At 65.7% G+C, this 20,498-nt stretch carries 14 protein-coding genes, 3 tRNA genes and 1 pseudogene; 8 read left to right on the top strand and 10 right to left on the bottom strand.

The annotated features are described in order from the left end of the window. Positions 1 to 256 precede the first annotated feature (256 nt). Together ACYVLV_RS16270 and ACYVLV_RS16265 are read right to left on the bottom strand one after the other, a co-directional pair. On the bottom strand, positions 257 to 3,664 hold the full coding sequence (locus ACYVLV_RS16270; protein ID WP_460811452.1) for a TM0106 family RecB-like putative nuclease: 3,408 nt from the start codon (positions 3,662 to 3,664) through the stop codon (positions 257 to 259). A 331-nt stretch (positions 3,665 to 3,995) separates the two neighbouring features. Continuing rightward, positions 3,996 to 4,880 carry a GIY-YIG nuclease family protein gene (locus ACYVLV_RS16265; RefSeq protein ID WP_460811451.1) on the bottom strand — a complete coding sequence of 295 codons (885 nt, stop codon included), beginning with the start codon at positions 4,878 to 4,880 and terminating at the stop codon, positions 3,996 to 3,998. 202 nt (positions 4,881 to 5,082) lie between these two features. Between ACYVLV_RS16265 and ACYVLV_RS16260 the strand changes: the two are divergent. Continuing rightward, positions 5,083 to 5,334 (top strand): annotated as a pseudogene (locus ACYVLV_RS16260) (DUF2510 domain-containing protein); the annotation flags it as partial. A gap of 120 nt (positions 5,335 to 5,454) precedes the next feature. Continuing rightward, positions 5,455 to 6,138, top strand: a complete 684-nt coding sequence (locus ACYVLV_RS16255; protein WP_460812237.1) for an LURP-one-related/scramblase family protein — start codon at positions 5,455 to 5,457, stop codon at positions 6,136 to 6,138. A 26-nt stretch (positions 6,139 to 6,164) separates the two neighbouring features. On the opposite strand, the gene ACYVLV_RS16250 is transcribed toward ACYVLV_RS16255, so the two are convergent. The 4 genes from ACYVLV_RS16250 to ACYVLV_RS16235 all read right to left on the bottom strand — a co-directional run bounded on the left by ACYVLV_RS16250 (position 6,165) and on the right by ACYVLV_RS16235 (position 9,927). Continuing rightward, positions 6,165 to 7,787, bottom strand: a complete 1,623-nt coding sequence (locus ACYVLV_RS16250) for a DUF726 domain-containing protein (RefSeq protein ID WP_460811450.1) — start codon at positions 7,785 to 7,787, stop codon at positions 6,165 to 6,167. A gap of 36 nt (positions 7,788 to 7,823) precedes the next feature. After that, entirely contained in the window at positions 7,824 to 8,234 is a 411-nt protein-coding gene (locus tag ACYVLV_RS16245) for a hypothetical protein (protein ID WP_460811449.1), read from the bottom strand. Positions 8,235 to 8,424: 190 nt separating this feature from the next. Beyond that, the gene (locus ACYVLV_RS16240) at positions 8,425 to 9,147 is read right to left on the bottom strand and encodes a hypothetical protein (protein ID WP_460811448.1); all 723 of its coding nucleotides are present in this window, start codon (positions 9,145 to 9,147) and stop codon (positions 8,425 to 8,427) included. Between the two features lie 707 nt (positions 9,148 to 9,854). Next, positions 9,855 to 9,927: transfer RNA gene (locus ACYVLV_RS16235), tRNA-Arg, on the bottom strand. Between the two features lie 207 nt (positions 9,928 to 10,134). On the opposite strand from ACYVLV_RS16235, the gene ACYVLV_RS16230 reads away from it, so the two are divergent. The 3 genes from ACYVLV_RS16230 to ACYVLV_RS16220 all read left to right on the top strand — a co-directional run bounded on the left by ACYVLV_RS16230 (position 10,135) and on the right by ACYVLV_RS16220 (position 15,397). Beyond that, on the top strand, positions 10,135 to 11,976 hold the full coding sequence (locus ACYVLV_RS16230; protein ID WP_460811447.1) for a phosphoenolpyruvate carboxykinase (GTP): 1,842 nt from the start codon (positions 10,135 to 10,137) through the stop codon (positions 11,974 to 11,976). A 341-nt stretch (positions 11,977 to 12,317) separates the two neighbouring features. Then, a complete protein-coding gene (locus ACYVLV_RS16225) occupies positions 12,318 to 14,159 on the top strand; it encodes a phosphoenolpyruvate carboxykinase (GTP) (protein ID WP_460811446.1) in 1,842 nt (613 codons plus the stop codon). Positions 14,160 to 14,377: 218 nt separating this feature from the next. Then, positions 14,378 to 15,397, top strand: coding sequence for a LuxR family transcriptional regulator (locus ACYVLV_RS16220; protein ID WP_460811445.1), 1,020 nt, complete (start codon positions 14,378 to 14,380; stop codon positions 15,395 to 15,397). A gap of 605 nt (positions 15,398 to 16,002) precedes the next feature. Here ACYVLV_RS16220 and ACYVLV_RS16215 read toward each other — a convergent pair. Beyond that, positions 16,003 to 16,091 (bottom strand) — tRNA-Ser (locus ACYVLV_RS16215). A gap of 90 nt (positions 16,092 to 16,181) precedes the next feature. Continuing rightward, on the bottom strand, positions 16,182 to 16,655 hold the full coding sequence (locus ACYVLV_RS16210; RefSeq protein WP_460811444.1) for a hypothetical protein: 474 nt from the start codon (positions 16,653 to 16,655) through the stop codon (positions 16,182 to 16,184). Between the two features lie 111 nt (positions 16,656 to 16,766). Between ACYVLV_RS16210 and ACYVLV_RS16205 the strand changes: the two genes are divergently transcribed. Beyond that, positions 16,767 to 16,854 (top strand) — tRNA-Ser (locus tag ACYVLV_RS16205). A gap of 44 nt (positions 16,855 to 16,898) precedes the next feature. Here the strand turns inward: ACYVLV_RS16205 and ACYVLV_RS16200 are convergent. Both ACYVLV_RS16200 and ACYVLV_RS16195 read right to left on the bottom strand, forming a co-directional pair. Continuing rightward, the gene (locus ACYVLV_RS16200; protein WP_460811443.1) at positions 16,899 to 17,945 is read right to left on the bottom strand and encodes a hypothetical protein; all 1,047 of its coding nucleotides are present in this window, start codon (positions 17,943 to 17,945) and stop codon (positions 16,899 to 16,901) included. A 22-nt stretch (positions 17,946 to 17,967) separates the two neighbouring features. Then, positions 17,968 to 18,777: a carbon-nitrogen hydrolase family protein gene (locus tag ACYVLV_RS16195; RefSeq protein WP_460811442.1), complete on the bottom strand. Its 810-nt coding sequence runs from the start codon at positions 18,775 to 18,777 to the stop codon at positions 17,968 to 17,970. Between the two features lie 55 nt (positions 18,778 to 18,832). On the opposite strand from ACYVLV_RS16195, the gene mobA reads away from it, so the two are divergent. Together mobA and ACYVLV_RS16185 are read left to right on the top strand one after the other, a co-directional pair. Continuing rightward, on the top strand, positions 18,833 to 19,450 hold the full coding sequence (gene mobA, locus ACYVLV_RS16190) for a molybdenum cofactor guanylyltransferase (RefSeq protein WP_460811441.1): 618 nt from the start codon (positions 18,833 to 18,835) through the stop codon (positions 19,448 to 19,450). A 67-nt stretch (positions 19,451 to 19,517) separates the two neighbouring features. Then, positions 19,518 to 20,492, top strand: a complete 975-nt coding sequence (locus tag ACYVLV_RS16185; protein WP_460811440.1) for an NAD(P)H-quinone oxidoreductase — start codon at positions 19,518 to 19,520, stop codon at positions 20,490 to 20,492. Positions 20,493 to 20,498: the final 6 nt, after the last annotated feature.

Raw genomic sequence — 20,498 nt, 5'->3', positions numbered from 1 at the left:
CACGAACTCCGTCGCCTGACTGACCTACTGCCTCAAACGCCTTAGTTCGCGAGGGTAGACGGGACGGTAACCCGTGTCTCGCATTCGGCACCACTGGGCTCAACTTCTCATCAGCCCAATGGCGCATTCACCATTCCCCATGCTCCAGCAGCTCCGAACCGCTCACTGCAAGATCAGATCGACCTGCTCCTACTTGCCTGAGATTAAGGCCCTAATGGCTGCAGCCTTTGGTGCGAACGCGCGGCTGCCCTCTTCGTCAATGTCGCTCGCACAGGCCGATGAAGCCACCCAGCTCCATCAATCGTTCGGGCGTGGCGGGCATGTGTGCCGTGAGAGCTTCGGAGCGGATCAGAACGGCGAGCCATTGGGCTCGCGAGACGGCCACGTTCACTCGGTTCCGGTTGAGGAGAAACTCCATGCCTCTCGGGACCTCGCCGGAAGAGGAGGCAGTCATAGACACGATCACCACCGGAGCCTCTTGGCCCTGGAACTTGTCGACAGTGCCCACCTTCACCGCACCCAGACCAGCGCGACAGAGGCACTCGCTGATCAGTTTCCGTTGCGCGTTGTACGGCGCGACGACAAGAAAATCGGCTTCAGTCAGCGGGCGCGGTTGAGGGGATTCGCTTGGGTCGTTCCAGATCGCACCCATCAGCCGCTCCACCTGCTCGACGACCACGTCAGCTTCCTCGCGACTGCTGACACTGTTGTCCCGATGATCAAGGCGCACCACTTCAAGACCAGGCGCCACCCCGTCCAGGGACCGCATCGACGCTGACGGAGCGCTGACCAGTGCGCCGTCGTAGGAGAGCTGGGAAACCACAGAGCAGACTTTCGGGTGCATTCGGTAGGACGTTTCAAGGAAGTAGCCGAGGCGGGCTGGCATGGTCGCGCTATTGCCGATCACCCAGGACAGGGCTGATTGGTCGACCGGTTCACCGTGGCAGCCCTGGCTGACCTGGGGCAGTTGCTGGGGGTCGCCCAGGAGTAGCAACCGTTGGGCGGCGACTGACGCTCCGACGGTGGCGGCCAGCGCGAACTGTCCGGCCTCGTCGATCACCAGGAGGTCCAGGCTGTCGGGAGGCACTCCGGAGCCGGTGAACGTCCAGGCGGTGCCTCCGATGACATAGCCGCCGGGCCGGTCCTCGCAGAAGTCCGTCAGGTCCGTGTTAGACCCAAGACCGACCCACCCACTGTTGGGGCCGTCGGTGCGTTTGTCTCGCTTGCCGACGAGGTCCTCGTTCAGACCCGCTTTCACGACCGCGCACAGCAGGTTCTCTACGACCGCGTGCGACTGCCCGACCACACCTACCTTCCAGCCGTGGTTCTCCACAAGATCGCGAATCACTCGGGAGCCAAGGTAGGTCTTTCCCGTGCCCGGTGGGCCCTGCACGGCTAGATAGGAGTGGTCCAGGTCGCGCAACGCGGCGACCAGATCCTGCTGCCGCGAGTCCGATTCGGAGTGCGGCAGGGCAGGCAGTGTCCTGAGGCGTGGTGGGCGTCGAGCGAGTATGTCGAGCGCTGGGGTCGCGGTCAGCTCTCCGGCCGCCTCGCACTGCTCGGCAACCGACCGAATAGCCGCCACGATGCTCGCAGTGGGTGGCGGAGCTGAGGGGGACGCGGCCATGGGGAGATGGTCGTAGGGTTCCTGTCCCCGCTTGAGCTTCTCAACAACGACGGCTCGCACGGTGCCGTCGTCGAGTTGCTCGAGTTCGACGAGGTCCGCGCGGGCTGCGGCTCCGCGTAGCCCGTGGACGGGAACCGCGACCCCGTCGGGGGCGGGCAGGTCGTAGAGCAGCGTCACGGTTCCGGGCGCCTCCAGGGTGCTACCGGGACCCGGTGTTCCGATGATCGACACGGTGCGTCGTGGAAGTCTGTTGCCGACCTTCTCGGTCCAGGGCTCCGCGGTCGCTCTCGTGAACTGCAGAACGTCCTTGGTGTCCGCCCACTCATCAGGTGGCGTGAGGAGCCGATCGAAGTGCGCCCACCAGTACGGCCGGTCCTCGCGCTGGTAATAGCCCAAAGCTCCTTCGAGCATCGCCCAAGCCTGCTCGTCATCGGTACGCTCAGCGCGCGCGACCGAACCGGACCGGTCCAGCAACGCAGCCCGTAAGCGGACTAGCTCCAGGTCCTCTCCCCGGGGCGTCTGCTCCTCTACCTCCTCATCGGCCTTAGTGTCAGCAGACTGCGAGGCGGGGGTGCCTTCGACTCGCCCCAGCAACCAATCGCGCAGTTCCAGGGTTGATACGCAGTCGTAGGCGTTGTAGTCGAGGAGAGAAGCCTTGAGTTTGTCCGCTTCCTCCGCATCCGTGTTCGGGCCCGAGGAGAGCTCTCGGTAGAGGTGGTACTGCGCGATTGAAGCGTCGCCCTGGGTGACGTCACCCTCACGACCCTCCTCACCCATGTAGAGCGGCTCCAACTTCTTGATGCTGTACGACGGTTGCGAGACCCGGACCGAAGCCCGGACCACGGCATACAGGTCGACGAAGACACCGTGCCGGAGCAGATCGTCAAGCTCCGCCTCGTGGGTCTTGTGTTCGGCGACCAGCCTCTTCAGGGCCGTGATCTCGTACGGCGCGTAGTGGTAGATGTGCATGTCCGGGTGGGCCGCTCGCACAGCAGCAACCTCGTCAAGGAACTCCACCAAGGCAGCCCGCTCCTGCTCACGGTCATCTGCCCAGAGCGGCCAGAAGTCACCCCGTGAGCCATCAGCCCTGCGGGCTCGGAGTACCCCCCAGAGGTACTCCAGGCCCCAGCGGCCGTCGTTGCCGGCGCTAAACATCGGGTCGCCTTCGAAGTCGAAGAACAGGTCTCCATCACTGGGTGTTGGCAACGCTTGGAGTGGCTTGGCATCGAACACTTCGTAGGTGATTTCGAGTGTTCCCGCGCGTTCGGACTCGATCTGCTTCCACTGCAGAGCGGCTTGGGCCTTCAGTTTGGTGAAGGTCCTCGCGTTGAAGCCCTCGGGGGCTGCCAAGGCCAAGACCAGTTCGGGGATGGTGTGGATCGGCGATTCGGCGTCCTTCAGCTTGCGTCGCTGGCTCATCCTCATGCCGGCGATCAGGATCAGATCATCTGAGGCTGCTGCTGCTCGACCGCAGTCCCCGCAGGAGCCACACGCACCGATCCCCGGCTGATCCCACAGAGCGCTCTCCCCCGAAGCCACGTGATCCTTAATCAACTCCCGCAGTCGGCTGCGGCGCTCCCGGAACACCGGGGCGATGTCGGCCAGCGGAAATTCCTGGATCTCACCCGTCCCGAGAATGAGTTCCGCATGCGACGCCAGCGGGAGACCCCACGCCTCGAGTTGGTCGGCATAGGCAGCGACCTGCAGCAACGCTGACGTCTTGGCTGTGCGCGCGATCTTCGTGTCCGCGACCACCCAGCCGTTCGGGGTTCGTCGGATGAAGTCGGCGTACCCATGGAACTCGCCATCGAAGAAGGCAGCCTGCACCACCAGGTCGGGGGAACGGTCGAACGCCGCACGGGTCAGCCCGGCCGCAACGGACAGGCCCTCCACCGTGCTCGATTCGGCACGGCCCATCACCTCGACCCCGCCACCGGGCCGCGCGGGACCGAACTCAGACAGATAGTCAGCGAGCACCCGGGCCTCGTGCTCATTGCCCAGCTTGGCGATCTGGTCAAGCAGAGGGTCCGACTTCACGACCACCGCCTCGTCACGACCCAACTTACGGTCCAGCGCCTTCAGAAAGCCGTACTCACAATCAGCCGCCGACGTTAGATCCGTCGGGCTCCAAACGATGACGTTGCCGTGACTGATCATGAGCCTTCAATCTGTTCGGTGAAGTCGGAAGGCTGAAGGTACGGGAGACCTCCGACATATTTCCGGAAGCGAAAGCGGCGTTAGCGATCAACCCAAGCCCACACCTCGAGGATTGGTCGAGTGGTCGGCATCCCCCGCCCGCCGATAACGATGCTCGATTTGCGCAAAGCACAAGACCTGTCGGTGTGGATGCCGGTTTCAGTGCGCTAGTTCATGGCGCCTGGACAAGTTGCTGGTCGAGCCAGCCGGCATAGGTCATCTTGGTTGCTTCGATCCGCCATTCAAGCCGGCCGTTCGAGTTGCGCCCGAACACGACCGCTGCTGCCGCACTCGGACTTCCGAAGACCTGGTCGTGGGTGAAGGTGAGATCGCCATCGGCGGAAACCAAGAGCGTTCCGTCAGCAATCAACTTTTCCTGGAGGGCCTGGTAGGCGGTTTCAACGCCCTTCCACCGCTTCGCTCTTGATCCGCTCAGGACCGTGAACTCGCCGTCGATCTCCTCCGCGGTCGCCCACGTTTCGCCTTTCAACCCAGCCACGAACCTCGGCGATGTGGCTGCAGTCGTCGGTGCCGTGCCAGTCGGAGTCGAGGGCGTCCGGAACACGTTGACACTCAAGACGGGAAGGATTATCTGGACCTGTGTGAGGTAGAAGTCCATGTCTGATGCGTCCGCCTCGGGGAGCGGAGGAGGGCTCGGCGCCGTCCCGTTGGTGACCTCGGATCGCCGGGCGTTCAAGGCGACACCGATCAGTCTGCTTTCCAGAAACCTGACATGCGCCTTGGTCAGGTTGGAGTCCTTGCTAGTCAGCACGACCACCTGGTCCCAGAAGTCCTTGGACGCTTCGTGCGACTTGAGCCGCGTGGAAACGTCGTCGCCTTCGCCCACGTAGATCTTCTTCTCGCCGACGCTGGCGGGGTCGTCACCGATGAGGATGTAGACCCCAGTCCTGCGCGACTCCTCCCGTTTGATCAGCGCACTCAGCTGGGATCGCGGAGCCATCAACACATGCCCCGACCAGTTCATGATCTCGGCGGTGACGAGCCCACCAGGAGTACCGTCAGCGAGAAAAAGCCGGACACTCCTACCGATACTCACGAAGCGCCTCCAGTCAAGGCCGCCAGTGAAGGCCGGCTCCTCATCCCATCCCAGACATTGAGGGACCGGCGGCGCGGGCCATGGAGAAGTCTGCAATGAGGAATCAGCACAATTCGCATCCTAGTCGCGCGAGTCACCGGTCAGAGATTGACTCAAGGGGCTGCATGATCCTCCGGAAAATTCGCGCTGCTAACTTTGGCCAATGAACGGGCCCACTCCCGCAGGTTGGTACCCCGACCCCTATCGCCGCCACGAGAGCCGTTACTGGGACGGCTCCAGCTGGACGGACCATGTCTCGTCACAAGGACGCCCAGGCGCCGACCCGGTTACACCCGAACCGCAGCCGCCTGTCATTAACACAGCGCCCGTCCCTGCGGCGTGGCATGCCGACCCGTTCGGTCGCTACGAACTTCGCTACTGGGACGGCACCCAGTGGAGCCACCACGTCAGCTCGCAGGGCACCCCGGGGTACGACCCGCCAATGGGTGGCTCGGCACCTTCGCGCGACCCGCTACGGCCGACCCCGGCGTCGACTCCGCACGTCAATTCCACACCGCCGCCAGTAGTGAACCGAGTGACCAAGAAGATCCAGCGGCAGGTTGCCCAGTCTGGGGTCCCCGATCACGGTCAAGTCGGGCAGCGAGCGCTCTTCACCGAGAGGATTCTGGTCGTCAACCAGCGCGCCAAGATCTTTGGCATCAACACCGAATACGCTGTCTACGACCAATCGGGCCAGCGAATCGGCGCCTTCCAAGAGGTTGGCCAACGCTTGATCAAGAAGGCGATAGGGGTTGGCGGAGAGCGCGGAACTCACCGATTTCGGGTGGTAGATCCCACTGGCAGGGTGCTCATTGCTCTCCACCGACCCGCCAGGTTGCTGAAGTCCAAGATGACCATCATGGGAGCCAACGGCACGCACGGCGAGATCGTTCAACAAAATCTAGGTGTGTTCGGAAAAGTCCGTTTCAGTCTGGAGTCCGGGGACCAAAAGGTTGGCTCGATCAACGCTGAGGACTGGCAGCAGTGGGACTTCAGCATTCGGGATGCGGCGGGGGCTGAGGTCGCCCGCATCACCAAGACGTGGGCAGGGTGGGCCAAGGAGAGGTTCACCAAAACCGACAACTACGTCGTTCAATTTCACCGACCGCTGGAGGAGCCGCTGCGATCGCTAGCGATCTCGGCTGCCTTGGCCGTCGACACCGCTCTCAAGCAGGGCAATCAAACCAGCAAGCCGGGCCTCACTCGCCGCTACGAGTAGGTGTCAGGTTCCCGAGCCCCTCGCCGCTAGGCCAAGGTGACCTTGGTGACGTACTCAGAGTGGCCCGCCACCTGTCGTGACACGTTCCGGTCCTTCACCCGTGGGAACTTCGAAGCGAATCCCGAGTGGCCCACTGCTCGCTTTCCGCGTTCCGCGGTTGAGAAGAGCAGTCTTAACACGCTGTCGCGCGTCGAGTAGTAGTTCCAGATAGTGCCACTGACCGCATCGTTCAAGGTCCGCCAATCACCTGCTTTTCCAACTGCTGCCCCAAGAAGATGCATGGACTCGACATGCGGGTCACCGGGTCGAGTGCCGAGAGCCTGCGCTGCCGTGACCATCGCGCGAGCACCCAGGCTGTGTCCCACAAGAATGACGGGGCCTTCCTCCGTCCGGGCGATCAGGTCGGCCAAGACGGCGCCAGTCATCTCGGCTCGGTTCTTGGCGACGCTCCAAGGGTTCGCGATGATGTCGTGGGCCGAGAGCGCCGCTCCCAAACCAGGCAGACGCCCGAGACTCTTGCTGCCCCGCTTGGCCAAGTTTGTAAGTACCACGCGCACTGCCGTCTTGCTCGAAGACAGCGCGACCAGCGCGGCAACGTCCTTGAGTTCCTTCGCACCCCAATGCACTCGATAGACGGGGGACTCGGGGAATCTGGCGTCGATCATCGGCTGCCAGTGCCCCCAGCCGTCGTCGTTCTCGGTGAGGAAACCCGACGCCAGCAACACGGGGGCACCTACTCCGTCCCGGAGCAGCTCGATCCGGAACGACGAGTCGGAACCGACGTAGGCCGCGGCAGTTCCAGCGCCAAGGATCCCACCTAGGGCCGTCCCTGTAGCGGTCACCACCATCGTGCCCCCGGCCATGCCGAGACCACCAGAGGCGATAGCTCCACCGCCAAGCATCGCCAGACCGTGGCTCGTAGCCGCAGCACCCGTCAGGCTTCCGCCGAGGAACGAACTGCCCAGTGCTGCGCCCGCCACGGGAGCGGCTAGTAGCGCCATCGGCGCGACTACTGCAGCGGCGGCGATGGTCCCGCCGGCGACGGTCGTGATGCGTTTGGCATTGCGCGATTCGAACGTGAGCCACTCTTCGACGGCGGTCAACCTTGGCAGTCGCTCAGTCATCTTCTCGAAGCCGGCAATCTGGTGATGGTGCTCTGCGCAATAACGCAGCGTGAGCAGAGCGGAGGGCTTCACCACGGCGAGATGCGGACATCTAGGCACGGCGCACTGGGTTGTGGGGGTGCCACAATTGGCGCAGAGGTATTTGCGCCGAGGTCGATCGTGGCCCTTGACGTGGCGGTGAGCAGTCTTCTCGAAACACCCCGAGCACCACCCGGCCTTCTCTGTCAGTTCGAGTCGGAGGATCAGCTGAACCAGCGCGACTGCATCTTTGGCAGCTGCCGCAGACGCCGCTTGATGGCTGGTGCGCTTCTCTGGCGACCTCAAACGTCGGTAGGCGAGTTCGTTGGCGGTGAACGCCAACACAAGGCTCACCAGGGCGAGGTTCTCCAGCAGCTCAGGCGAGCCAACTACCTCTGGAGCCGGGTCTTCCAGCCCGGCCGCGCTGACTCTCAGGTCGCCGGATCCCTCACACGCGAGTCGAACCTCGCAGCCCCGGCCCCTCGCGGTGTAGGTCAGTTCAGGCATCGTGACCGCCCGCGACTGTTGACGCCGCCGACGTACTCACGCCGACGTACGAGACTTCGTGACGACCCAGTCACCGAGGATCGAGTCGAGGACGGCGTTGTCCAGGGTTTCCTGGCAGTCGGTCAAGACGAGGATGACGTCCAAGGCGTTCACTGCCACCGCAAGCAGGGTCGCGTCCGGGTCCTCGATATGCAGATCTCCCGAGTCCGCCACCTTACGGAGTCGCTCGGCACAGGCCAGAGCCTCGCCTTCGAGGGGCAGACGAGGCTCAACAAGCGCGAACCCTGCCATCAAGTGGCGGGCAGAGAAAACGTCTCGCTGCCTCAGCCGCACGACCGAGCCGGCGTTGTTGAGATTATTGAAGATGGTGATCTCCGACCCGCCGCTGAGGTGCTGAGCGAAAACGGCGACATCCCTTGGTTTCGATCCATGGGGTGCTCTACCCATCCGAACAAACTGAGCGGTGTAAGCAAGTGATGACACTAGGCCCCCTAAATAGGTGCAACGTGGATGGCGACGGAGACCCGGCATGGCGGGCGTTGCTTGGTTGATCGGCAAGTTCGAGATGCCCGGCGTGGACGTCTACCCACGACGCCTCAGGCTTCGTCGGGCACGTGTGCCCTGAGTTTGGTTTGGGTCACCTTGAACTGACCTTCGCCCTGGCAGCCTCGTCCTCCTCCAGCTCAAGAGCGTCGCAAACCAAATAGTCCTTGGGGAACCAGGATCTCTTGAATCCGGCAGCATCCAGGATCTGCTCGCCATCCCGCCCCGTCAGGGAGAGGTCCGGCGGTCGAGCGACTTGAGGACTGCTACCGCGACGCAACTCAGCCAAACCACGAAGAATGCAGTCGGCCCAGCCTGCCATTGCCTCATCTGCGGCCTGCAGAATGCTGTCGTAACTGTCACTACGTTCGTAGTGCCAACCGTAGGCGTCCTGGCGTGAATGCTCATCTCGTCCGGCCGCTGATAGGGCCGCATCGGTGAACAAACAAATCTCAGCAGCAAGACGTTCGGCCGCGTCGCGATATGGGCGCCCATCCACCGCTAGAGCGCTTGAGTGCGTCCGGGAAATACCCGCCCAATCAATTACATCACCGGGGGCCAGTGCCAGTTCGTGCTCGAAGTTGTCCGCGAGGACCGGATCGAACTTGTACCGCAGTTCCACAAGGGCTATCGACAGGTCCTCTGCGGACCTCAACATCGCCTCCTCGAAGGCCGCGCTGCGGTGGGCGCGCTCAGTTCGACGCAAAGAGTAAAGGGTGAGAGTTGTGGAGACAAGCACTGCGCCGACCACTCCAATTAGCGCTCCCATTAATCCGTTGTTAAGTGTCGTCAGATCCCATGCCGAACTGCTGGCCACGTTGACCCCTTCTTCGCTTCAATTCGATTCGCCCGTTGGCTCGATCACTGGCGGCGGCGAGAAAGTAGCACAACGCGTCGTTACCAAACGGCTTGCGGGTTCTCCTCAGGACTCCGCGCGGACCCGCGCCATCTCCCAGCCTTTGTCCATCGACGTATGAGCGGATCTTTTTCAAGGGACGTGACCTCAAGTCACGCGCCATTCCACCGTACTTTGGTGGCGCTCTGCCTAGGGCAAGAGACCTTAGTTACTCCGGTTTGTACGTCGGGTACTCCTCGGCCGTCGCGGCGATAAGCTCAGTTGGTCAAACACGGCACCGCCAAGAACGGCCCCAGAGTCACGTGGAAGCACAGATCGCTCACTGTAGGACGTCCCCCTAAGTTGACGCCTTCAACAAGTCAAAGTCAGCAGGACGACCCTTGGCCCCACCCGCTTGGTATTGGCCTTTTGCTTTGGCCGGATCCATCCGGGGGCCGGTGGCCCTCAGCAACCCGCCTCCCCGACCACCGTGAGCCTTTCCACCGCTTTCCGGGCGCCTACGCCGTGGGTTGCGCAAGTTGCTGAGCGGCCCTTTGGAGCGGGCGCCCTCTAGGCTCACAACCGCGGCGACCCACTCCTTCGAGCACAGGATCCGCAATTCCCCCGCCAACCGCTGCAGAAAAAACAAAAGCCGCAGGTCAGCGAACTGACCTGCGGCTTCGGATCTGTGCGCCTGTAGGGATTCGAACCCCAAACCTTCTCATCCGTAGTGAGATGCTCTATCCGTTGAGCTACAGGCGCAACGTCCTCCCCGAAGCGAGGACCAGAAGAGACTAGCCGACTGTTCGACACACGCGAAATCAGAATGGCGTTGGTCCTAAAAACGCTGCGCCCTGAGACCTAGTGTCAGTCGCCAGGCGGGATGTGGGAGCCTCTGGGACACGTGCGTTTCCATTGGCAACGACAAGTTCGCCCGCACATCCGGTCCACGATAGGGAGCCCAGACACATGGCAGATGTTGAGGCGGCACTCGATGCCGCTGGACTGACCAACCCGAAGGTCCGCGAGTTCGTCGCGGAATACGCCGCGCTGACCGGCGCCGAGCGGATCGAGGTCGTCAACGCGACCGACGACGCCCGCTTGATCGCTGAGGCACTGGAAGCCGGCGAACTCGAGGACGCCGGCGAGGGGCTCTACTACTCCCGCAGTTACCACAAGGACACTGCTCGCTCCGAGGAGCGCACCATCGTCGCCACCAACGACGAGAAGGACAAGGGCGTCTACAACAACTGGCGCCACGCCGATGAGATGAAGCCGATGCTGCACGACCGCATGAGCGGCGCGTCGGCCGGCAAGACGATGTACGTCATTCCCTACCTGATGTCCCCTCCGGGCAACGACCTCGCCCCGTGGGCGACCGGCGTGGAGCTGACCGACGCTCGCACCGTCGTACTCCACATGATCCGGATGTCCCGCGTGGGCGTCGAGTTCCTCAACGACATGGAGGACCCGAACCAGTTCGTCCGGGCCGTCCACGTCACCGGCGACCTGGAGAACCTGGGCCAGGGCACCCCCGAGGACCAGCGCTACTTCGTGACCGTCGCCGACGAGCGCACGATCCTGCACTTCGGCTCGTCGTACGGCGGCAACGCGCTCCTGGGCAAGATCGCCCACGGCCTGCGCCAGGGCGCGTACGACGGTTGGGCCTCCAAGAAGTTCCTCGCCGAGCAGTACATGCTCATCGGGATCCACGACAAGGAGACCGGGAAGACCCACCACATCTGTGGCGGCTTCCCCAGCGCCTCGGGCAAGACCAACCTGGCCATGATGCTGGCCCCCGACGCCCTCGGGGACCGCTATCACGTCTCCTTCTACGGCGACGACATCGCCTGGCTCTGGGTCAACGAGGCCGACGGTCGCCTCTACGGCATGAACCCCGAGTACGGCGTGTTCGGGGTCGCCAAGGACACCAACGAGTCCACCAACCCCACCGCCCTCGGCTCCATCGAGCCCGGCACGCAGGCGATCTTCACCAACATCGCGTACAACGCCACGACCAAAGAGGTCTGGTGGGAGGGCCGCACCAAGAACCCGCCCGAGGACACCAACGGTTGGGTCGACTGGCTCGGCACCCCGATCTCCGACCGCAAGGACGGCGACACCTCCCCGTGGGCCCACCCGAACAGCCGGTTCACCACCACGCTGGCCAACGTGCCCAACATCGCGCCGGACTTCGACGCCGCTGCCGGCGTACCGATCGACGTCATCATCTTCGGTGGTCGCACCCGTGACCGCGAGCCCCTGGTTCGCGCGATCACCGACCTCGCCGAGGGCGTGTACGACGGCCTGACGCTCGGCGCCGAGGCCACCGCCGCCGCCGAGGGCAAGGAAGGCGTCCTGCGCTACGACCCCATGTCGAACCGCCCCTTCATGGCCTACGGCGAGGGTGACTACGCCCAGCACTACATGGACATCGTCGGCGCAGCCAGCGACCAGCCCCTGTTCGCTCACGTCAACTGGTTCCAGCGCGGCGACGACGGCCGCTACCTGTGGCCCGGCTACCGCGACAACCTCCGCCCCCTGCTGTGGCTGCTCCAGCTCCGCAACGGCGAGGTCACCGGTCGCCAGACCGCGGTCGGCGTTCTGCCCCTCAAGGAGGAGCTGAACCTCGAAGGCGTCGAGATCACCGAGGAAGACCTCACGACGATCCTGTCGATCGACAAGAAGCGTTGGCAGCAGGAGATGGGCTACCGCGCCGAGCACCTCGAGCAGTTCGACAACATGCCCGAGGCGATCTGGGAGGCCCACCGTCGCGTAGCCGCTGCGGTGGACGAGGAGCCTGACGCCTGAGGCTTGGTCTGCGATGAGGCTTGGTTTCGAGGTTCAGGCCTAGCGGCCTTCACACCTCAACCAGCGCAGTCGTGGGTGTGAGACCGCTCTCACGGTAGGCCTGAGGCACACGACCCGCAGCACCCGAAAACCCCCGATCCCCTTGAGGGACGGGGGTTTTTCGGCGTACCCGCTCTTGAACGATCCAATAGCCGACCCCCACGGTGCGGGTTACCTTCGCCAGACGTCTCGCGGCAATGGCGCCCGGACAGAAGAACTCCACGACACCTCCGTCGATACGCTCGACGGCCGGACGCCGGTCCACCCGCGCGCCGGGAAGCGCGAGAGGGAACCTCATCCACATGACGTCCGACAGCACCAGCACGAGCATGGCCACAGATCTCCTGAGTGGAGCGCCCACGACCCACCAGGGCATCCTCGACTTCGTCGCCGAGGTCGCCGCCATGACCCAACCGGCCGACATCCACTGGTGCACCGGGTCCGATGAGGAGTGGACCCAACTCACCGACGCCTTGGTCGCCTCCGGCACCTTCACGCGGCTGAACCCGGACATCAAGCCCAACTCCTTCCACGCCGCCTCCGACCCCATCGATGTGGCCCGCGTGGAGGACCGCACCTACATCTGCTCGGTCGACGAGAAGGACTGCGGGCCCACCAACAACTGGATGGACCCCAGCGAGATGAAGACCCTCATGCGCGGGCTGTACGCCGGCTGCATGAAGGGCCGCACCATGTACGTCATCCCCTTCGTGATGGGCCACGCCGACGCCGAGAAGCCGATGTTCGGCATCGAGGTCACCGACTCGGCCTACGTCACCGCCTCGATGCGCGTGATGGCCCGAATGGGCACCCCGATCCTGGACAAGATGACCGAACTGAACGCCGAGTTCGTCCCCGCCCTGCACTCGGTGGGTCACCCTCTCGAGCCCGGCCAGGCCGACGTCTCCTGGCCCTGCAACGACACCAAGTACATCGTCCAGTTCCCCGAGGAGCGGGCCATCTGGTCCTTCGGCTCCGGGTACGGCGGCAACGCCCTACTGGGCAAGAAGTGCTACGCCCTGCGCATCGCCTCGGTAATGGCCCGCGACGAGGGCTGGCTGGCCGAGCACATGCTGATCCTCAAGCTCACCAGCCCCGAGAAGGTCGTGAAGTACATCGCCGCGGCCTTCCCCAGCGCCTGCGGCAAGACCAACCTGGCCATGCTCGAGCCGACCATCCCCGGCTGGAAGGTCGAGACCCTCGGCGACGACATCGCCTGGATGCGCATCGGCGACGACGGCCGCCTGTGGGCCGTCAACCCCGAGAACGGCTTCTTCGGTGTCGCCCCCGGCACGAACAACCACACCAACCCCAACGCGATGAAGACCATCGACAAGGGCAACTCGGTGTTCACCAACGTCGCGCTCACCCCCGAGGGCGACGTGTGGTGGGAGGGCCTGGAGAACACCCCCGCGAAGGCCACCTCCTGGAAGGGCGAGCCCTGGACGCCTGAGAGCACCGAGCTGTCCAGCCACCCCAACAGCCGTTACTGCACCCCGATCAAGCAGTGCGACATCCTCGCCGAGGAGTTCGACGACCCGCGCGGCGTACCGATCGACGCCATCCTGTTCGGCGGTCGCCGCAAGACCACCGTTCCGTTGGTCTTCGAGGCCCGCGACTGGACCCACGGCACCTTCCTCGGCGCGACCCTCTCCTCGGAGACCACCGCCGCCGCGGTGGGAGCAGTCGGCGTCGTACGCCGCGACCCGATGGCCATGCTGCCCTTCATCGGCTACAACGCCGGGGACTACTTCAGCCACTGGATCAACATCGGCAAGGACAACGACGCCGCCAAGCTGCCGAGGATCTTCTACGTCAACTGGTTCCGCAGGGACGACGAGAGCGGGTTCCTGTGGCCCGGCTTCGGTGAGAACAGCCGCGTCCTGAAGTGGGTCGTGGAGCGGATCGAGGGCCAGGCCTCCGCGGTCGAGACCCCCATCGGTTACGTCCCCACCGCCGACTCCCTCGACACCGACGGTCTCGACATGACCGCCGAGGCGCTGACCGCCGCCCTCGACGTCGACCCAGAGGAGTGGAAGGCCGAGATCCCGCAGATCCAGGAGTGGTTCGAGAAGTTCGGCGACGACCTGCCGGCCGTGCTCTGGACCGAGCTCGACGGCCTCAAGGCCCGCCTGGACGCCTGACTCCCCCCACGAAGTACGCCGAATGGCCCCTCGAGGTTCGGCAAATGGCCCCTCGAGAGGCGGCCAGGGCCATTCGGCGTACTTCGGAGGGCCATTTGCCGGACTTCGTGAGAACCGTAGCGTCGGGCTGAGGGCCTGTCGTCGGTGTGGGATCATCGACCCCAACCACTCGGGGGGCAGGACGCAGCGAGCGAGCGAACGGCCGGAAGGGGATCTGCGTGTCGAGGTATGGCCCGCACGACCGCGAGTTGTTCCAGTCCGGCGCCTCCGCGCTCTACGAGAGCATCGTGTCCACCGGCGGTATCTCCATGCGGGACAGCCGCATCACCGCCGACGGCACCGATCGCGCCGCTTTCGACCTACTCGTCGAACTCGGTCTGGTGCTGCTCGACAAACCCACCGAGACCTGGCAGCCGGAGGACCCTTCAGGCATCCAGTCCCGCGTGGTGTCGCCGCTGAGTCAACAGGGAGCCAAACTGCTCGAGGAGTCCTCCTCCTGGGCCCAGGCCTTCCACGGGCTGGCGCAGACCTGGCGCAAGTCACCGCTCGCGCAGGCTCGTGGCCCCTTCACCTACCTCCACGAGGAGGCGATCGGGCCGTTCATCACCGGGTTGGTCGCCGACACCGAGGAGGAGATGCTCACCGCGCAACCCCAGACGGGACGCAACGCCCAGACCCTCGCGGTGGCCGCACTGCGCGACACCAACATGCTCGACCGCGGCATCTCGATGCGCACGCTCTACCAACACAGCGCCCGTCGCTCCTCGATCACCCACAAGTACGTCGCCGAGGTCACCTCCCGCGGCGCCGAGGTCCGCACCCTGGATGAGTTCTTCAACCGGATGATCATCTCCGACCGCCGGATCGCGATCATCCCCGGCGGCGACGATCTGTCGGTCGCCCTCGCCGTGCGCGAGCCCTCGGTCATCGCCTACCTCCTCGACGTCTTCGAACGTGCCTGGGAGCGCGGTCGACCCTTCACCGACTCCCAGAGCTCCATGCTCAAGGAGGTCGCCGCCGAGCAGCGGGCGATGACGATCCGGATGCTCGTGGAGGGCCATTCCGACCCGATCAGCGCCAAGCGCCTCGGCGTCAGCCCTCGCACGTACGCCGGCTACGTCGCCGACCTGAAAACCGAGTACGACGCCCAGACCCGTTTCCAGTTGGGCTACGTCATGGGCCAGCGCGGCATCTCCGGCAACGAGGTGCCCCCGGACGAAGAAGACCCCCAGGACTGAACGTCCTGGGGGCCCTGCGAGTTCTTCGTCCCTGTTCTGTGCCCGTCCTTGACACTCCCTGTCCCGGAGTGGAGGAGCGGTGTGTGGGCAGTGACTCGACGCTCCATCGAGTCACCGCCCTCCGCCTTCAAGACCAGCCGGTCTATCGGCGCGAGGACCCGACAAGTTGGGGGCTGGGGGTCAGGTCCCGGTCTCGAGCTCAGGGGTGACTACCAGCCGGGCGTGTTTGGAATCACGTAACCCCAACTGGTGTCCTTCGCCTCGGCCGGGGCCGAGACTCCGAGGAGTCCCAGGCTGACCGCGGTCGCCGCGACGGTGATGCCGACTTTACGTCCAAAGTTCTTCATTGTGTTTCCCACCTTCTGTGTCCCGGAGCCCCGAGGAGGGCGCCTGATAGAAGTCTCACGGCTGGCTGCCGAGGTGGGGAGACATAACTTGGCTCATAAATCTGCATTGCATTTATATGCAACTGACGGCAGGACGCATCGCGTCTTGGGCCCACAGGCCACGTAGGCCCCGCACACCCCTGCTGTCACGCAATCGAGAAGTATCTAATCAGACTTCTGGAGCCCGGCCTAGGGGCCGGGCACCAGAGTCAGGATCTGCGGAGGCGGCGAGATTTGAACTCGCGAGAGGTTTGACCCTCAACCCGATTAGCAGTCGGGCGCCATCGACCGGACTAGGCGACGCCTCCTCCGCGCCTCGGGGATCGCTCCCCGGGACGCGCGACACAGGCTACTAGTTGGCGTCTGCGGGTTCCACCGGAGGTCGGGAACCGGGCCACTCAGAGCGGCTTGAGCCCGTGACCCGACTGCAGTCGCTGCTGCAGATCGCGGACGAAATCCTCCCGATCAGCCGCCAGGGCTGCCACCGGGACGATGGTCTGCGCCTCCTCCAGACGCAGCACGACGCACGCCACTCCCCGGGGACTCGAGGTGACCACTTCGCGTACCTCCGGCCATGACGCGGACCGGACACCGCTCCCGCGAAGCAGGCGCACGGCGTACCCCTGCGCGGTGAGGGTCACCACGCTCGCTCGGGACCGCAGCCACCAGGCCGTGCCGGTGAGGGTCAAGATGCCGAGCAACGCGATCATCACGGGTACGACGGCCGGCAGGTCGACCAGGGCGCCCACCGCGAAGACCCCCAACAGCAGCACGCCGAGCGCGACCGCCTGCGCCCCGAGGACCCGCAGGACCAGCGCGTTGGCGAGGCGATAGCGGGTGTTGGGACGGGTGGACGGGTCGGGAGCGGACACGTGAGCATTGTCCACCTCCGGCCCTCGACGACCTCAGAGGACCCCACCGCAGACAGGTACGCCGATTCACGCCTAGAATCCCTTGCGTTGCCTCGACCTGTCGGGGCCTCAGGAGGGGTGCCGGAGCGGCCGATCGGAACCGCCTTGAAAGCGGTCGTAGGGAGACCTACCGCGGGTTCGAATCCCGCCCCCTCTGCCAATGCAGTGCTGCCAGGTCACAGCAGCCAGGTCACAGCAGCCGGGTCACAGCAGCGCTTCGTGGCGTCGCGGCTCCGGCCGCACCGCCGTCGCCTCCTCGGCCGCGATGCTGCGCCGGCCCTTGGGGCCGGTCAGCGCGAGATCCAGGCGGATCAGTGCGTAGCCGAGCGCCAGTCCGACCACCAGGCCGTAGAGGATCGAAAGGAATCCCTCGGTGACGCTCACCGACGGGTTGGCCAACGAGTTGGCGACCGCCGAGGTCCCGGCCACACCGAACGCGCACAGCCACCATCCCTGCCGGCGCCGCGCCCGCATGTGACAGCCCCAGGCCAGCGCGGGGATGCCGAGCACGGCGACGATCGGTCGAGGGAACGCTCCGAAGGTGTCCCGGCTCATGGTCACCACGTCCTCCAGCGAGGACACCAGGCCTGGGGTGCCGTAGCGACGCAACAGCTCGGCGTACGCCAGCGTGACGGCCAGCATCACGCCCCCGACGACCACGATGGCCGCGCCCCGCCGCCCGAGGCCGTGGAGCCCGGCCCCGAGGCGGTACACCACAGCGAAGGCGCCCATCAGGGACAGGGCGAAGGTGGCGTACTCGAAACGGGCGACGGTGATGGTGGGCTCGAACCCCACCGTGGCCAGGGCGCCCACGCCGGCGATCGCCACCGCGATCGCGCATTCACGCACCGCTCCGATCGCCCGGACCGCGGGCACGGTCGTCATGACAGCCAGCACCGCGCTGACCACGCAGGTCATCACCGCGGCGCCCGTGCGCAACCGGTCGGCGTCGCTGATCAGCACGATCAGTCCCAGAGCCAGCGCGAGGCTCCCGAACACCACGGGCCGGCCACCGGTGCGCGCGGCCAGGGCCCACGAGAACGTCGTCGCGATGAGTACCGAGCCCACCCGTCCCAACCAGTCCGGGCCGAAGCCGCCGGTGGCGACGACGAGGGCGATCACGCCCGCGCTGACGAGTACCGCGAGTCCCCGCAGGGGCAGGCGGGAGGCGCCGATGTGCAGGACTCGCTCGTTCAATCCTCCGAGGAGGTCGCGTCGCGCGGTGACCAGGGTGGACTCTGACTTCGGCACGTCAACCAACGCTACAGGCGGATCATCGCGATTCGGGGGATGGGAGCAGCCTGCGGTTGGTCAGGGAGGGGTTGGTACGCCGCGACGCATCCAGCACCTCGCGCTCGAGGGTCGCGTCCAGGCGGGCCGGCCCGTCCGCCGCCTCGGCCAGGACGTCGCCCAGCGGATCGACGATCAGGGAGTGCCCGGTGTAGCGCGGCCCAGGCTGCCCCACCGCCGCGACGTACACCGTGTTCTCGATGGCCCGGGCTCGCACCAGGGTGCGCCAGTGCTCGACCTTGCGGGGACCGGCGACCCACGCGGCGGGGATGACCAGCACCTCGGCGCCGGCTTCGACCAGGGCCCGGGCATGCTCGGGAAAACGCAGGTCGTAGCAGGTCAGCAGGCCAACCGCCCACCCGTTGAGGTGCACCACCGTGGGCGTCAGGGTCCCGGCCAGGAGCCGGTCGGACTCGCGGTAGCCGAAGGAGTCGTAGAGGTGGATCTTGCGGTAGTTCGCCGTCGCGGCGCCCCGCACGACCAGGGTGTTGTAGGGCCGGGCCGGGTCCTCGCTGGTCTCGAACATGCCGGCAACGACGGTCGTGTTCGCGGTCTCGGCGGCGTTCTGTACGGCGCTGGCGAAGGGGCCGTCGGTGGCCTCGGCGTACGAACTGACGTCGGAGCCGGCCTCCCCGAAGTCCCGGGCGAACGCCTCGGGAAGAACGACCAGGTCGGTCCGGGGGCTGGTCTCCGGGCCGGACACGAGCTCGGGCAGGCGCGCCCGGTTGGCCTCGGGGTCGAGCGAGGCGGCTTCCTGGATCAGGGCCAGGCGCAGATCCGTGGACGAGGGCATGGTCCCAGGGTGCCAGCCCAGCGGGGGGCGGTCGAGCCGGTGACACACTGCAGTCATGAGTGATGCGGCCATGAGCGATGCAGCCCAGCCCCTGTTGACCTCGTTCAGCGCCGTGATCCTGGCCGGCGGCCAGGGGACCCGCCTGGGTGGCGTGGACAAGGCCTCGGTCGAGGTGGACGGCCGCACCCTGCTCGTCCACGCCCTCGACGCGGTCATCGACGCCACCGAGGTCTGTGTGGTCGGCGACCCGGTGCCGACCGAGCGGCCGGTGACGTTCACGGTGGAGAACCCGAGGTACGGCGGCCCCGCCGCCGCGCTGCTCACCGGCGTCGACGCCCTGTTGCGCACGACCCCGACCGTGGCCGTCCTGGCCGTCGACATGCCCCGGTTGACCCCCAGCACGTTCCGACGCCTGCACGAGGCGGCCGCGGCGGAGGGTGTCGACGGGGCCGTTCTGGCCGACCCCGAGGGCCGCCGCCAATTGGCGATGGTGGTGGACCGGGAGGCCCTGCTCGGCGTACGCCCGGACCTCGAGGGACAGCACAACCTCCCCCTGCATCGTCTGCTGGAACCCCTGAACCTCGTCACCGTCCCCACCGACGATCTGGAGCACCGCGACATCGACACCTGGGCGGACCTGCGTGACCTGGCCGACGGTCCACCGCTGGGGTAGTCCCTGACGTTTGTGCGACGACACGCCGTCGTTCTTCGCACAAACGTCAGGGACTACCGTGACGGGCATGAGAGCTGTTGTCGCCGACGGGGCCGGCGGGCCCGAGATTCTGTCCGTGCAGGACCTGCCCGATCCGCAGGCCGGACCGGGCGAGGTGGTGATCCGGGTCGCCGCCACCGCGGTGAACCGGGCCGACCTGCTGCAGCGCAAGGGCTTCTACCCGCCGCCGGCCGGCGTCACCGAGACGATCGGGCTCGAGTGCAGCGGCACGATCGCCGCCGTGGGGCCGGGCGTGGAGGGTCACCAGGTCGGGGACGAGGTGTGTGCGCTCCTCGCCGGAGGAGGGTACGCCGAGCAGGTCGTCGTACCCGCCGGGCAACTCATGCCGGTGCCCGAAGGGGTCGACCTCGTCACCGCGGCCGCCCTTCCGGAGGTCGCCTGCACCGTCTGGTCGAACGTCTTCATGGTCGCCGGCCTTCGCCCCGAGGAGTCCTTCCTCGTCCACGGCGGAGCCGGCGGGATCGGCACCTTCGCGATCCAGATCGCCAAGCAGTTGGGCGCCCGGGTCTTCACCACCTCCGGCACCGCGGAGAAGCTCGACGTATGCCGTGCGCTCGGGGCGGAGGTGGCGATCAACTACCGCGACGAGGACTTCGTGGAGGTGGTCCGCGACCAGACCGACGGTGGCATCGACGTCATCTTGGACAACATGGGCGCGAAGTACCTCAGCCGCAACCTCGACGCCCTCGCAACCGAAGGGCGCCTGGTCATCATCGGCATGCAGGGCGGGACGAAGGCCGAGCTCGACATCGCCCAACTGCTCGGCAAGCGTGCCGCGGTGATGGCGACCTCGCTGCGGTCCCGACCCCCTGAGGAGAAGGCCACCATCTGCGCCTCGGTCGTCGAGCACGTCTGGCCACTGGTCGCCGAGGGACTCGTCCGACCGATGGTCCACGGGACGATGCCGCTGGACGACGTCGTGGCCGCCCACCAACTCATGGAGTCCGGCGACCACACCGGCAAGATCGTCCTGACGACCTGAGACCCC

It is taken from the genome of Nocardioides salsibiostraticola (assembly GCF_054783655.1).
The sequence above is the reverse complement of the archived record's forward strand: the minus strand, read 5'-3'. Positions and strand labels throughout refer to the sequence as shown.